17 protein-coding genes are annotated in these 12,673 nt (G+C 64.9%); 6 read left to right on the top strand and 11 right to left on the bottom strand.

Annotated elements, in window-relative coordinates:
- The 3 genes from FJ973_RS00680 to ureC form a co-directional block, all read right to left on the bottom strand.
- A complete protein-coding gene (locus tag FJ973_RS00680; RefSeq protein WP_140554597.1) occupies window positions 1–594 on the bottom strand; it encodes a hypothetical protein in 594 nt (197 codons plus the stop codon).
- Between the two features lie 50 nt (window positions 595–644).
- On the bottom strand, window positions 645–1,133 hold the full coding sequence (locus tag FJ973_RS00675; RefSeq protein ID WP_140491324.1) for a DUF29 domain-containing protein: 489 nt from the start codon (window positions 1,131–1,133) through the stop codon (window positions 645–647).
- A 126-nt stretch (window positions 1,134–1,259) separates the two neighbouring features.
- On the bottom strand, window positions 1,260–2,975 hold the full coding sequence (ureC, locus tag FJ973_RS00670) for an urease subunit alpha (RefSeq protein WP_140554949.1): 1,716 nt from the start codon (window positions 2,973–2,975) through the stop codon (window positions 1,260–1,262).
- A 164-nt stretch (window positions 2,976–3,139) separates the two neighbouring features.
- On the opposite strand from ureC, the gene FJ973_RS00665 reads away from it, so the two are divergent.
- Both FJ973_RS00665 and FJ973_RS00660 read left to right on the top strand, forming a co-directional pair.
- Complete coding sequence (locus FJ973_RS00665; protein ID WP_140514392.1) at window positions 3,140–3,517, top strand: hypothetical protein; 378 nt, start codon at window positions 3,140–3,142, stop codon at window positions 3,515–3,517.
- 132 nt (window positions 3,518–3,649) lie between these two features.
- A complete protein-coding gene (locus tag FJ973_RS00660; protein WP_140491319.1) occupies window positions 3,650–4,138 on the top strand; it encodes a hypothetical protein in 489 nt (162 codons plus the stop codon).
- Window positions 4,139–4,218: 80 nt separating this feature from the next.
- On the opposite strand, the gene FJ973_RS00655 is transcribed toward FJ973_RS00660, so the two are convergent.
- From FJ973_RS00655 to FJ973_RS00635, 5 genes are read right to left on the bottom strand one after another with little or no spacing between them, the layout of a single operon-like run.
- Entirely contained in the window at window positions 4,219–4,524 is a 306-nt protein-coding gene (locus FJ973_RS00655) for an urease subunit beta (protein ID WP_140554596.1), read from the bottom strand.
- A 6-nt stretch (window positions 4,525–4,530) separates the two neighbouring features.
- Window positions 4,531–5,124 (bottom strand): HupE/UreJ family protein, encoded by a 594-nt coding sequence (locus FJ973_RS00650; RefSeq protein WP_140554595.1) that lies wholly within the window; start codon window positions 5,122–5,124, stop codon window positions 4,531–4,533.
- A 51-nt stretch (window positions 5,125–5,175) separates the two neighbouring features.
- Complete coding sequence (locus FJ973_RS00645) at window positions 5,176–5,430, bottom strand: DUF1272 domain-containing protein (RefSeq protein ID WP_140554594.1); 255 nt, start codon at window positions 5,428–5,430, stop codon at window positions 5,176–5,178.
- 10 nt (window positions 5,431–5,440) lie between these two features.
- Window positions 5,441–5,743, bottom strand: a complete 303-nt coding sequence (locus FJ973_RS00640) for an urease subunit gamma (RefSeq protein ID WP_140491311.1) — start codon at window positions 5,741–5,743, stop codon at window positions 5,441–5,443.
- A 28-nt stretch (window positions 5,744–5,771) separates the two neighbouring features.
- Window positions 5,772–6,614: an urease accessory protein UreD gene (locus FJ973_RS00635; protein ID WP_140554593.1), complete on the bottom strand. Its 843-nt coding sequence runs from the start codon at window positions 6,612–6,614 to the stop codon at window positions 5,772–5,774.
- A 202-nt stretch (window positions 6,615–6,816) separates the two neighbouring features.
- On the opposite strand from FJ973_RS00635, the gene FJ973_RS00630 reads away from it, so the two are divergent.
- The 3 genes from FJ973_RS00630 to FJ973_RS00620 all read left to right on the top strand — a co-directional run bounded on the left by FJ973_RS00630 (window position 6,817) and on the right by FJ973_RS00620 (window position 9,180).
- Entirely contained in the window at window positions 6,817–7,071 is a 255-nt protein-coding gene (locus FJ973_RS00630) for an acyl carrier protein (RefSeq protein WP_140491308.1), read from the top strand.
- Between the two features lie 4 nt (window positions 7,072–7,075).
- Complete coding sequence (locus FJ973_RS00625; RefSeq protein ID WP_140491304.1) at window positions 7,076–8,284, top strand: beta-ketoacyl-[acyl-carrier-protein] synthase family protein; 1,209 nt, start codon at window positions 7,076–7,078, stop codon at window positions 8,282–8,284.
- Window positions 8,285–8,475: 191 nt separating this feature from the next.
- Window positions 8,476–9,180: a glutathione binding-like protein gene (locus tag FJ973_RS00620; protein ID WP_140491302.1), complete on the top strand. Its 705-nt coding sequence runs from the start codon at window positions 8,476–8,478 to the stop codon at window positions 9,178–9,180.
- Window positions 9,181–9,231: 51 nt separating this feature from the next.
- On the opposite strand, the gene FJ973_RS00615 is transcribed toward FJ973_RS00620, so the two are convergent.
- The 3 genes from FJ973_RS00615 to FJ973_RS00605 form a co-directional block, all read right to left on the bottom strand.
- A complete protein-coding gene (locus FJ973_RS00615) occupies window positions 9,232–9,549 on the bottom strand; it encodes a hypothetical protein (RefSeq protein WP_140491300.1) in 318 nt (105 codons plus the stop codon).
- 94 nt (window positions 9,550–9,643) lie between these two features.
- Complete coding sequence (locus FJ973_RS00610; protein ID WP_140554592.1) at window positions 9,644–10,255, bottom strand: nucleoside triphosphate hydrolase; 612 nt, start codon at window positions 10,253–10,255, stop codon at window positions 9,644–9,646.
- 131 nt (window positions 10,256–10,386) lie between these two features.
- Window positions 10,387–11,490, bottom strand: coding sequence for a hypothetical protein (locus tag FJ973_RS00605; RefSeq protein ID WP_140554591.1), 1,104 nt, complete (start codon window positions 11,488–11,490; stop codon window positions 10,387–10,389).
- Between the two features lie 208 nt (window positions 11,491–11,698).
- Here FJ973_RS00605 and FJ973_RS00600 point away from each other — a divergent pair, with 208 nt between their 5' ends.
- Complete coding sequence (locus FJ973_RS00600; protein WP_140491292.1) at window positions 11,699–12,592, top strand: D-alanyl-D-alanine carboxypeptidase family protein; 894 nt, start codon at window positions 11,699–11,701, stop codon at window positions 12,590–12,592.
- The last annotated feature ends 81 nt before the right edge of the window (window positions 12,593–12,673 follow it).

Below are 12,673 nucleotides of genomic sequence, written 5' to 3'. Positions count from 1 at the left end.
TCATACGATCGTGTCGAACAGCCGCAGGATGAACGATACCTGGTAAATCAGCGCCGCCGCGACGAAGGCGATGTGAAACCGGCGGTCGCGCACCAGGATCGCGGCGATGCACAGCGCGACGAAGACCGGCGTGCGGAACAGATATTCGTTGCCGAAGCGGGCGAAATGCTCCGGCCCCTTCAGCAGCGTGTCGATCACGTCGAGCACGTAGGTCGCGGCCAGCAGGCCGAAGAACCAGGCGCGGCGCGAATAGAAGAAATCCTCATAGCTGGTGTAGTCGAGCATCGAATCCGGAAACAGCAGCGCGCAGAGCAGGAACAGGGTGATGGCGTAGAAGATGATGAACAGGTACTTGCCGAAGGTCCATGTTTCGATGGCGTAGAGGCCGAACTCCCACCACCAGAAATGCACCAGCATCAACAGCACCGAAGCGACCCAGGCCAGATGCACCGTATAGAGCCGGTACTGGCCGGGATGCTGGACGATGCGCGCCACCCCCGACAACAGGCGCGCGACGCCGAGCCCGATCACCATGCCCAGGACGATGCGGATATGCGGGAAGATGTCGTGGGGCGAAGCTATTTCGGTGGCCATGCCGAATGCTCGCCAGGTGATGGAACGTCCGTCAACACACCACTATCAGTCTATTCGCGCATAAGGTTGTCTGAAGACCACGGTGATCCTGGGAAATAATCATCGTCCAAGATTTCCTTGATCCCATAGGGGCAATGGACAGGGAAATCCCGATCTCTCAGGCCTGTTTCGTCCAAGGCCTTTAATCTTGCTATCTTGAACTCTCGATCGAGCACCTGCGCAGGATATTTTTTGAGGCTCGGACTTTCATCAAGCAGGCCCTCAATCCGAAGCCGTTGCTCCCGAATTGTCAGCAACCAGCCCGTTTTGCGCTGCTCAGACTGAAACTCCCATTTTAGCAAGTGAAGGACCAAAGTGCCAAGCCTGCTCGCAATTTCCCTTTTGTCGCTCCGCCCCAAGCTCTCGATCTCCTCGGCAACATTCTCACGATCGAGGTCGGAAAGACGACCTTCGCGCAGCAACGCGCCCTGCTCGGCGCACCACTGAGCATAGTCGGCCTCGTAGGGCGTCAATTGCTGTTTGCGAAATATCTTGTTCATTGAGGAGATATTGCTCCCAAAGTGCACAATTTCCAAGCCTGCGGAGAACGAGTGGGCCCATTCGGGCAGTCGGCACAACCCACTCACCGCCGCATTTAACGAGGGCAATGGCTCGCGGCGATCTTATCAAAACAGAAAATATCGCTGCGCCATCGGCAGCACCGTCGCTGGTTCGCAGGTCAAGAGTTCGCCGTCGGCACGAACCTCGTAAGTCTCGGGATCGACTTCGATATGCGGCGTGGCGTCGTTGAGCACCATGGAGTGCTTGCCGATGCCGCCACGCGTGTTTTCGACCGCGGCGAACTGCTTGTCGACGCCGAGCCGGCCGTGCAGACCGGACTCTAGTGCCGCCTTCGAGACGAAGGTTACCGACGAGTTGGTGCGCGCCTTGCCATAGGCGCCGAACATCGGCCGATAGTGCATCGGCTGCGGCGTCGGGATCGAGGCGTTGGGGTCGCCCATGGGAGCGGCCGCGATCATGCCGCCGATCAGTACCATATCAGGCTTGACGCCGAAGAAGGCCGGGTTCCACAGCACCAGGTCGGCGCGCTTGCCGACAGCGATCGAACCAATCTCCTTCGACAGCCCGTGCGCGATGGCCGGGTTGATCGTGTATTTGGCGATATAGCGGCGGACGCGGAAATTGTCGTTGTTGCCGGTCTCCTGCGGCAGCGAACCGCGCTGGCGCTTCATCTTGTCGGCGGTCTGCCAGGTCCGGATCGCCACCTCGCCGACGCGGCCCATCGCTTGTGAGTCCGAGGAGATGATCGAGAAGGCACCGATGTCGTGCAGAATGTCTTCCGCCGCGATGGTCTCCTTGCGGATGCGGCTTTCGGCGAAGGCGATGTCTTCCGGGATCGACGGCGACAGATGGTGGCAGACCATCAGCATGTCGAGATGCTCGGCCAGCGTGTTGACCGTGTAGGGCCGCGTCGGGTTGGTCGAGGACGGGATGACGTTGGGCAGGCCGCAGACCTTGATGATGTCGGGCGCATGCCCGCCGCCCGCGCCTTCGGTGTGGAAGGCGTGGATGGTGCGGCCCTTGATCGCCGCCACCGTGTTCTCGACGAAGCCGCTCTCGTTGAGCGTGTCGGTGTGGATCATCACCTGCACGTCATGGTCGTCGGCCACCGACAGGCAGCAGTCGATCGCGGCCGGCGTCGTGCCCCAGTCCTCGTGGAGCTTCAGCGAGCAGGCGCCGCCCAGCACCATCTCCTCCAGTGCCGCGGGCAGGGAAGCGTTGCCCTTGCCCGACAGGCCGATATTCATCGGGAAGGCGTCGAAGGACTGGATCATGCGCGCCATGTGCCATGGCCCGGGCGTGCAGGTGGTGGCGAGCGTGCCGTGCGCCGGGCCGGTGCCGCCGCCGAGCATCGTGGTGATGCCCGACATCAGCGCTTCCTCGATCTGCTGCGGACAGATGAAATGGATATGCGCGTCGAAGCCGCCTGCGGTAAGGATCTTGCCTTCGCCGGCGATGATCTCGGTGCCGGGGCCGATGATGATGGTGACGCCATCCTGTGTGTCCGGGTTGCCGGCCTTGCCGATTGCCGCGATGCGGCCGTCCCTGAGGCCGATATCGGCCTTGAAGATGCCGGCGCTGGCGTCGATCACCAGCGCATTGGTGATGACGGTGTCGACCGCTCCTTCAGCGCGGGAAACCTGGCTCTGGCCCATGCCGTCGCGGATGACCTTGCCGCCGCCGAATTTCACCTCCTCGCCATGAATGGTGAAATCCCTCTCGACCTCGACGAAGAGTTCGGTATCGGCAAGCCTCACCCTGTCGCCGACCGTCGGCCCGTACATCTGCGCATAGGCGGCGCGGGTTATTCTGGCCATCAGTGATTGCTCCCGAATTGCGGTGCTGGTGAAACCGGGCTGCACATTGCTGCCATCCAATGGTCACGCAATGACCCGCTGGTCGACACCTTCTGATCCCATTTGGCGGTTGAGGTTGGAGGGTCACCCCAAAACGACCGTTTGCCAAATCGATGGAAGGAAAATCCATGCGCAAAACGATAGTTCTCGCCGCTGCCGCCACCCTGATGCTGGCGGGTGCCGCCAGTGCCCAGCAGCAGCCCGCGCAGCAGCCCGCTCCGGCAGCGCCGGCCGCGCCCGCCCCCGGCGGGCAGCAGGCCGCGCCGACGATCCAGAGCGTCAACATCGTCGACATCACCGAACTGCCGAAGGACACCCAGACGCAGGTCAACCAGGTGATCGCCCAGCGCGGCGATGCCGGCCTGCAGAAGCTGCGCAGCTCGATCGATGCCACGCCCAAGGTCAAATCCGCCCTCGAGGCCAAGGGAATGACCTCGGCGCAGGTGGTCGCGGCCAGCATGGAGCCCAACGGCGCCCTGACCCTGATCACCAAGAAGGCGAGCTGACGGCGCGCCTGCGCGGCGGGCCGTCGTCCGGTCCGCCCGCGCTATCTGGAAGGGAACCTTGGCCGGGCAGGAGCCGTTTCGTTTCATCGGCGCTGAACGGCGCCGCGAAATGAACCCGTCCAGGAGCGAGCGATGGCGATCAATCCCGGCAAGAGACGGCTCTATGCCTTCGCCTCCATGGCATTCCTGGCGGTGGGCAGCCCCGGAGCCTCCCTTCACGCACAAGGGCTCGAAAGCCCTGAGACCGTCAACCGGATCATCGGCTCGGACGTCAAGCAGGAAGAAACCAGGAGCGATGCCGAAGCCGGCAAAGTTGCCAGGGCGATTGATCGGACGCGTGAAAACATCGGCACGGTGCGCAAGACATCCAAGCTCGACAAGGTCGATATCGTGTTCCTGACCGATGCCGCGCGCACCGAAGGCGGTCCGCCGCCGGCGATCGAAACCAAGGTCAAGCAGCATCAGGACGACATTGCGGAGCTGCGCAAGGAGATCGAGGCCAACGCGCTGCTGTTCAATGCCATCGACTCGCGACGCGTGCTTGCGCAGGACGTTCTCGCCGTGGAATTCGACGACCCCGGAAAAATCGTCATCTATGCGGCGGCCAAGCCGTCCGATTGAGCCGAGGGCACAACTCGCTTTCGTGCTCGCCCGAAAGCCCTTTGCCCTCTTTGCACGCCGCGCATGAGACGCCCTCGGCCTCACAGCCTGCCCATCACCTTCTGCTGAAAGCCATAGACCTCGCGCTTGCCGCCCAGCGGCACCAGCGTAACGTCGCGCTCCTGTCCGGGCTCGAAGCGCATGGCGGTGCCGGCGGCGATGTCGAGGCGCATGCCGCGCGCCTGTTCGCGGTCGAATTTCAAGCCCTCATTGGTCTCGAAGAAATGATAGTGGCTGCCGACCTGGATCGGCCGGTCGCCGCTGTTGGCCACTTTGAGCGTAACCGCCGGCAGGCCTTTGTTCAGGTCGATGTCGCCGTCGGCGGGAATGATTTCACCTGGGATCATCGTTCGTCACACGGCGCCGAAGACGAGGCCGAGCCCTATCGCCGTGCAGGCGGCACCCGCGGCCCGCACGAGCACGCGAAATCGCCTGCCGAGGCCAAGCCCGGCGGCGATGCCGACGGCGTGCAGCAGCGTCGTGGCGACGGCAAAGCCGGCCATATATTCAAGCCCTGCGGCATTTTCCGGCACTTCGGTGCCATGGGCGTGGCCATGAAACAGCGCGTACGCGCCGATGATGGCGACGCCGGCCGTGACAGGAAGATCGACGGCCAGCGCCACGAATAATCCGAGCGCCACCACCGACGCCAATATGCCCGGCTCGACGAAGGGCAGCGGCACATGCAGCATGCCGAGCGCGCCACCGGCCAGCATGACGCCCACAAAGGCCGCCGGCCATGCCCACATGGCCTTGCCGCCTTTCTGTGCCGCCCACAGGCCGACCGCGACCATCACCGTCATGTGGTCGAGGCCGGAGAGCGGATGCATGAAGCCGGCCGCGAAGGAGGAGGTCGTGCCGGCCCCGACATGGGCGTAGGCGGGCATTGCGGCTGCCATGAGCAGAATCGCCGAGAGGGCTGTGCGTTTCATCTGTGCTGAGATCATCGGTGCGTCTTTCCTATCAGGATCGTCTTTCCTATCAGGGTCGTCTGGCGTTCACGCGGCCTCGCGCGGGCCACAGGCCTCGGCTTTGAGGACGCGCTTGGTCGAAGCGGGATATTTCTTCAGCATTGCCGCCGGACGGATCGGCCGTGCCGAAAAATTGCCGCCGCAATTGGGGCAGACGCCGCCGAGCACGTCTTCGACGCAATCGGCGCAAAAGGTGCATTCGAAGGTGCAGATCAACGCATCCGCCGCTTCCGGCGGCAGGTCCTTGTCGCAGCATTCGCAGTTCGGGCGCAGCTCAAGCATATCTGTCTCCTCACCGTATCGGCTCATGCACGGTCACCAGCTTGGTGCCGTCGGGGAATGTCGCCTCCACCTGCACGTCATGGATCATCTCGGCGATGCCTTCCATCACCTGGGCGCGGCTGACGACGTGGGCGCCGGCTTCCATCAGCTCGGCGACGGGACGGCCGTCGCGGGCGCCTTCGACGACGAAGTCGGTGATCAGCGCGATCGCCTCCGGATGATTGAGCCTGACCCCGCGCTCCAGACGCTTGCGCGCCACGACCGCCGCCATGGCTATCAGCAGCTTGTCCTTTTCCCTTGGCGTCAGGTTCATGCGTTTCCCTGAAATGATGCGGACACGATCACAGTGACCATATTTTGGGCAGTCCCGCCTTTCCGTTGAGCAAGCCGACGAGCGGAACCAGATGCTGGCGCAGCCGGTAGCCGTCGCCGGCATACAGCCTCGCAAGAAGCTTGCCAGATTCCTGCACGCTCCAGGTGCTGGCGCCGCCCTGGCCGCCGATGATCTCCCGAACCGGATCGAGAAGCGCTTCCGCCCGCGGCGAGATCAATAGCACCGTCGCCATGGCGACGGCGCCGCCGGCAATCGGTGGGCGCGCCAGGGTCGCGGCGATGTCGGGCCCGATGCGGAAATCCTCGGCATGGATGAGAGCCCCGCCCCGGCGGACGCGCCAGCGGTCGTGAAAGCCGCCCTGGACCGCGCGTTCGCCCATCGCCGTCCGGCCGAAGACGGTGGCTTCCAGCACCAGCGCCTCGGCGCCGGCGGCAAGATCAAGGTCGAGCGTGCGGGCAAAGGCCGATCGGTCGAAAACGATGGTCTCCTGCGGCAGCCAGGCGACGCGGCCGTTTTCGCCGACCGTTAGCCGGACGCTGACTTCGGCCCGGTCGGAAGCGGCGCGATAGATTTTCTCGCAGGCCTGCGTCGTTATCGTGGCGCTGGCATGCGCGCCGACCTCGATCTCCCAGCCGAGGCGGTCGCCTCCGGTCAGCCCGCCCGCGGTGTTGATCAGCACGGCTTCCAGCGGGCCGCCGGAAACGGCCGGCATCCTTATCTTGGCGGAACCGTCCTGATAGAGGCGGCGCAGCCGTGTGCGGCCGTCTTGACTGGCGCAGGCGAGCTGCGCCAGTCCGGCCGCCCGCTGCGCCGGCGGGGCCGAAAATCGGGTATGTTCGATCGTATCCACGCCGTCAGGTTAAGCACCGCGGCGGCTTTGTCGATATATAGCTTGTTGCTTGATGGCGTTTCCGTTTCTATAGAGGGAGCCACCTTGGTACGCTCATGCGACGCCTGGCGGGGGTCCAAGGCGACGGTCGCGGCCTGATATCGAGGACAAAAAGGCGCTGTTCAGTTGGCGTCGGGAAACGACAAAGTGGGGAAGAAACCGAATGGCTGACCAACTGGCGACCGAAATCATCGAAAAGATCAAGGCTCATGCCGAGCCGGGCGGCGAGGAGATCACCACCAGCACCGAATTGACGGCGCTCGGCATCCATTCGCTGGAACTGACCGAGATCATCTTCGATCTCGAGGAGCAGTATGGCATCGAGATCGAGATGAACACGGTCGATGCCTGGAGCAACCTGAAGAATGTTGGCGACATGGTCGAGGCCGTTCGCGCGCTGATCGCGAAAAAAGCCTGACCGGATGCACAAGCGCGTCGTCATTACCGGCATCGGCGGTTTGTGCGGGCTTGGCACCGACGTGCCGGCGATCTGGACCGAGATGCGCGCCGGCCGCTCGGCGATCGGCCCCATCGATAACCCGTTCCTGCACGATTTGAAGGTCAAGATCGGCTGCGAGATCAAGGCGCTGCCCGACCATGGCATAGAGCGCAAGCAGCTGGTGTCGATGGACCGTTTCAGCCTGTTGGCGGTGATTGCCGCCCGCGAAGCCTTACAGCAGTCCGGCTTGGCCGCCCATGCGGACAATACCTACCGCATGGGTGCCGTTATCGGCATCGGCGTCTGCGGCTTCGAGACGGTCGAGGAGAACTACCGCGCCATCCTGATCGAAGGCAAGAATCGCGCCGGCATCTTCACGGTGCCGAAGGTCATGCCGGGCGCCGCCGCCGGCCAGGTCAGCATGCATCTCGGCCTGCGCGGACCGGTGTTCGGCGTCACTTCGGCCTGCTCGTCGGCCAACCACGCCATCGCATCGGCGGTCGACCAGATCAGGCTCGGCCGTGCCGACGTCATGGTCGCCGGCGGCACCGAGGCACCGCTGGTCTGGGGCGTGCTGAAGGGGTGGGAGGCGCTGCGCGTGCTGTCGCCCGATACCTGCCGGCCGTTCTCGGCCGATCGTCAGGGCCTGGTGCTGGGCGAAGGCGCCGGCATGGCGGTTCTGGAAAGCTACGATCATGCGGTGGCGCGCGGCGCAAACATCCTCGCCGAAATCGTCGGCGCCGGCCTCTCGGCCGATGCCTCCGACATCGTTGCGCCGACCATAGAAGGGCCGGAAGCGGCGATGCGTTTCTGCCTGGCGGACGCCGGGTTGAATCCCGAGGACATCGACTACCTCAATGCGCACGGCACCGGCACCAAGGCCAATGACCAGATCGAGACCGCCGCGATCAAGCGCGTCTTCGGCGAGCACGCGCGCTCGCTTTCCGTCTCCTCGACCAAGTCGATGCATGCCCATTGCCTTGGCGCCTCGGGCGGGCTGGAGATGATCGCCTGCGTGATGGCGATCCGAGAGGGCGTGGTGCCGCCCACGGCGAATTTCCGCGAGGCCGACCCCGATTGCGATCTCGACGTGACGCCGAACGTCGCGCGCGAGCGCAAGGTGCGCGCCGCCATCAGCAACGGCTTCGCCTTTGGCGGCACCAATGCGGTGCTGGCCTTCAAGGCGATCTGATCCCGGCGATCGTGTTCTGCCCGGCAGGTCAATCTGCCGGCTCCCGATGCCGGCATCATTCGATTTGTTGACTGTGCGTGCACGGCCAAACGCCTGACGCCGCATTGATCGTGCCGGGGCGTACGCCTAATTCTTTGCCGACCCCACCCAGACCGCGCCGCTCGGTGCGAAATCCCGCCCAGGAGTTCTCGATGGCCGACCTGTCCGCCTTTCCAATCACCGCCCGCTGGCCGGCCAGGCATCCGGACCGGATCCAGCTCTATTCGGCGACGACCCCGAACGGGGTGAAGATATCGATCGCCCTGGAAGAGATCGGCCTGGCCTACGAGCCGCACTATGTGGACATCGGCAAAAACGAAAGCTGGACGCCGGAATTCCTGTCGCTCAATCCCAACGGCAAGATACCGGCGATCATCGATCCGAACGGTCCCGACGGCAAGCCGATCGGCCTGTTCGAGTCCGGCGCCATCCTGCTCTACCTCGCCGACAAGACCGGCCTGCTCGTCCCGGCGGACGCGGCGCGGCGCTACGAGACGATCCAGTGGGTGTTCTTCCAGATGGCGGCCGTCGGCCCGATCTTCGGCCAGGTCGGCTTTTTCCACAAATTCGCCGGCCGCGAGATCGCCGACAAGCGGCCGCTGGAGCGCTACCGCGATGAGTCGCGCCGCCTGCTCGGCGTTCTCGACGGCAGGCTGAAGGGCCGCCGATGGATCATGGACAATGACTACACCATCGCCGACATCTCGCTCATCGGCTGGGTGCGCAATCTGATCGGCTTTTATGAAGCGCGCGACCTCGTCGGCTTCGATGATTTCGCGCATGTGGCGGCATGGCTGGAGCGCGGCCTGGCGCGGCCGGCGGTGCAGAAGGGCCTGACAATCCCGGCAAAGGGCTGAAGCGGCCCGCCGCCCTGGCGGGATACCGTAGCCTTGGCCGACTCGGCTGGGCTATTTCGCCTTGGCTTTCGGGCCGCCCTTGCCCATCACGGAAGCCGCCAGCGAAGCGGCGCCGCGTGCCGTCGCCACCACCGCGCCGGCCGCGACGCTTGCCACGGTGCGGACGGCGCCGGATTTCTCTGGCGCCGGCTTGCGCGCGCTGGCCGGCTTTGCGGTCGCGGCCGCGACCTTCCGAGGCGCGGCCTTACCGAAGCTGGGCTTGGCGTCCTTCGAACGTTCGGCGATCGCCGGACCGGCGCCGGCTTTCGCCTGCGTCGTCTTCGTCGTCCTGGTCTTGGCGGTCGCGGGTTTTCTTGCCTTGGTTGCCATTGCAAAATCCCCTTACGCAGGACAATCGGTTCCCCGCCATAACGGTGCGAAACCCCTTAAGGTTCCCGTCGAAAAATACCGACAATTAAGCAGGTTAACCAATCACCAGGTCGGCCGCCCGGCGCCGCGCCAGCACGCGTTCGATGTTGGGCATGTCGTTGGAGACGATCCAGGCGCGCGCATCCTCCTCGGAGCGGCCATGTTCGTGCCAGCGCTCCATCAGCCGGCGCTCGAGTTCGTTGCGCGGCACCTCGACGAAGATCGAGAAATCGAACAGCGGCGCCAGCCGCGACCACGGCTCCTCGTCGAGCAGCAGATAATTGCCCTCGACCAGGATGAATTTGGTCTCCGCGCCGATGATCGCCGCCGCGGCGCGCGACAGTTCCATGCCGCGGTCGAACACCGGGATGGCTATGTCGGGCTCTCCCGCCCGGATCCGCTTCAGAAGCGTCTCGAAGCCACCGAAGTCGAACGTATCCGGCGCGCCCTTTCGCGCGCGCAGCCCGCGCTGGTTGAGAACGACGTCGTCATAGTGGAAGCCGTCCATCGGTACGACCTCCACGGCGCCTTCCGGCAGCAGATCGTGCAGGCTCGCCGACAATGTCGACTTGCCGGCCCCCGGCGGTCCGGCAATGGCGACGATGAAGCGCTTTGCCTTGCCGGCGCGCTTGAAGATGGTGGCGGCGAGATGGGCGATTTCGGACATGGCAGCCTCGCTTGCCCCTGATGGTTGGCGCGACCGTTATTCTGGCGGCACTCGGCGGAAATTTCAAACCGGCATTTTGGGTAAGGTGCGGTGGTCAAGTGTCGAAACGCCGACGTTCGAAGCCAATCCGCTCAACCAGCCGCAGCCTGCCCGATGCGCAGGAAACCGCTGTCGAACGGCACCTCCCGCGCCGAGCCTCCGCCCGCCAGCCGCATGCGGCCCTCCGCCGTGGTGACCTCCTGCGGCGGCTCGCCGCCCGCCAGCGGCAGTGCGCCGATGACATGGCGGAAGGAGACGCTGGGGCCTTCGCCGAGCGCGAACGCCGTCGCCACGCCTTCGCGCGTCAGCCAGTTGTCGCCGATCGAGGCGGCGTGGCCTATCGCCGTGCGCCCGTCCTCGATGCCGAGCACGCCGAGATGCCGGCCGCTCCAGGGCGCGTAGTCGCGGCCGCCATTGCTGAACCACAGCATGGTGACCGGCAGTTCCGCCGGGTTCTTCAGCACCAGAACCAGATCGTCCTCGGCCCGGCGCGCCAGGGCCGTCCAGCCCGGCCCGCCATGGTCGGCCTCGACCAGCGTGACAAAATCCTCGCGCCGGTCGTCCATGCGGTAATCCGTCAGGTCGAGCGTGCCGCCGCCCGCGGCGGGAAAATGGCCGAGATCGCTGCTGCGCCCGGGATAGGCGAGCAGGAAGCGGCCGCGCACGGGGTCGGGCTCCAGCGGATCGGCGGGCGAGGCCGCGAAGCGTTTTGGCGAAAAGGCCAGCCGGCCGCCATCCGTCATTGCCGTCATCGGATGATGGGCGACCGAGATCGCGCCGTGGCCGCCGGAAAACACATGTTCCTGGTAGAGAAAGGCATGGCCGTCGCGCAGCGTCAGGATCTTGTCGACGGTCGCGCCCATGACCTTGCGGCGCAGCCGGAAAACGGCTCGCCAGCCGCCGTCCACGGCGCTGCTCTGGGTGACGTCCCAGGCGCTGTTGGCCGGCCAGCCATGCAGCGGCGCTTCCTCGACGTCGCTGCGCGAAAACGGCGCGCACAGGAAATCGCCGGACAGTCGCACCGTGCCCTCGGGCAAGTCGGCCGGCAGCGTATCGCGTGGCGCGCCGACCCAGGGTGCGCGGTGCAGCGGCCGCAATTGGCGCCCGCCATCCTCGACTACCATGTCGGCGATATGGCCGACCGTGGTGTCCAGCGAAACCGAAATGCCGCGTGCATTGAGGGTGACCGTATCCATAGCGCTCTCATCGAATCCGAAAGCGCAACAAGAACCCTTCGCCACCGGTTGCGCAAGCGCCGCGACCGGCATTTTGCATCACCTTGGAACGCAAGCTTGCGAAAGCAGACAAAGCTGGGGCTACCGCCATTAACCAAATGGACGCAGCTGGCGGGTTACGTTAGCTTCGCCGCATCTCAGCAACAGCCTGACCCGAACAGACTTGCCCTTGTCCAACCAGCGTCGCCTTCCGCTCGTCCAGAGACTTTTCGTCGCCCTTGGCCTGTTGCTGATGGCTGCGGGCTGCTCGACCACGACACCGCCGGACTCTGTGCTCGCCGTGCCGGCGCCGCCGCAGAAATACGCGGCCATCGTCGTCGATATCAGAAGCGGAAAGCAGCTGTTCGAGGTCAATTCGAGGGCCCAGCGCTATCCGGCCTCGCTGACCAAGATGATGACGCTCTACCTCCTGTTCGAGGCGATGGAGAGCGGCCGCGTCTCCAAGGAAACGCAGATCCCGGTCTCCGACCACGCCGCCTCGCAGCCGCCGACCAAGATGCGCTTCCGGCGCGGGGAAACGATCGACGTCGATTCCGCCATCCGCGCCATCGTCGTCAAGTCGGCCAATGACGTGGCGGTGGCGGTGGGCGAATATCTCGGCGGCTCGGAGGACGAGTTCGCCGCCATGATGACGTCGAAGGCGCGCCAGCTTGGCATGACCAGCACCATTTTCCGCAACGCCTCGGGCCTGCCCGACGACGGCCAGGTCACCAGCGCGCGCGACATGGCGGTGCTCGGCATGGCGCTGCACCAGCGCTTCCCCCAGCATTTCCACTATTTTTCCGAAAGCGACTTCATGTTTCGCGGCCGGCTGGTGCGCGGCCACAACGACATGCTCGGCCGCGTGCGCGGCGTGAACGGCATCAAGACCGGCTATATCAGGGCTTCCGGCTTCAACATCGTCACCTCCTACGAAGCCGACGGCCGCCAGCTGATCGTGGTGGTGATGGGCGCCGACAGCGCCCGCCAGCGCAACGACCATGTCGAGGCGCTGATCCAGCGCAACCTGTCGCCGGCGGTTGCCGACGCCCCGACCAGGGTGATGTACGCCGAACAGCAGTGAGCGGGCGAACTGCGGGGCTGCCTCGCTTCGGACCAGCTTGCTCAACTATCGAAGTCGGTCCCGCCCCTCATCGCCCTGCCG

The sequence above is a fragment of the Mesorhizobium sp. B2-1-3 genome, assembly GCF_006442495.1.
Taxonomy (GTDB): Bacteria; Pseudomonadota; Alphaproteobacteria; order Rhizobiales; family Rhizobiaceae; genus Mesorhizobium.
This window is presented reverse-complemented; position numbering and strand designations above follow the sequence as displayed.

Coding starts and splice junctions, on each gene's coding strand:
- FJ973_RS00645 (WP_140554594.1), bottom strand. CDS start 5,430: ATGCTTGAGCTGCGCCCGAACTGCGAATGCTGCGACAAGGACCTGCCG.
- FJ973_RS00610 (WP_140554592.1), bottom strand. CDS start 10,255: ATGTCCGAAATCGCCCATCTCGCCGCCACCATCTTCAAGCGCGCCGGC.
- FJ973_RS00620 (WP_140491302.1), top strand. CDS start 8,476: ATGGCCGACCTGTCCGCCTTTCCAATCACCGCCCGCTGGCCGGCCAGG.
- FJ973_RS00625 (WP_140491304.1), top strand. CDS start 7,076: ATGCACAAGCGCGTCGTCATTACCGGCATCGGCGGTTTGTGCGGGCTT.
- FJ973_RS00605 (WP_140554591.1), bottom strand. CDS start 11,490: ATGGATACGGTCACCCTCAATGCACGCGGCATTTCGGTTTCGCTGGAC.
- FJ973_RS00655 (WP_140554596.1), bottom strand. CDS start 4,524: ATGATCCCAGGTGAAATCATTCCCGCCGACGGCGACATCGACCTGAAC.
- FJ973_RS00650 (WP_140554595.1), bottom strand. CDS start 5,124: ATGATCTCAGCACAGATGAAACGCACAGCCCTCTCGGCGATTCTGCTC.
- FJ973_RS00640 (WP_140491311.1), bottom strand. CDS start 5,743: ATGAACCTGACGCCAAGGGAAAAGGACAAGCTGCTGATAGCCATGGCG.
- FJ973_RS00665 (WP_140514392.1), top strand. CDS start 3,140: ATGCGCAAAACGATAGTTCTCGCCGCTGCCGCCACCCTGATGCTGGCG.
- FJ973_RS00630 (WP_140491308.1), top strand. CDS start 6,817: ATGGCTGACCAACTGGCGACCGAAATCATCGAAAAGATCAAGGCTCAT.
- FJ973_RS00680 (WP_140554597.1), bottom strand. CDS start 594: ATGGCCACCGAAATAGCTTCGCCCCACGACATCTTCCCGCATATCCGC.
- FJ973_RS00660 (WP_140491319.1), top strand. CDS start 3,650: ATGGCGATCAATCCCGGCAAGAGACGGCTCTATGCCTTCGCCTCCATG.
- FJ973_RS00615 (WP_140491300.1), bottom strand. CDS start 9,549: ATGGCAACCAAGGCAAGAAAACCCGCGACCGCCAAGACCAGGACGACG.
- FJ973_RS00675 (WP_140491324.1), bottom strand. CDS start 1,133: ATGAACAAGATATTTCGCAAACAGCAATTGACGCCCTACGAGGCCGAC.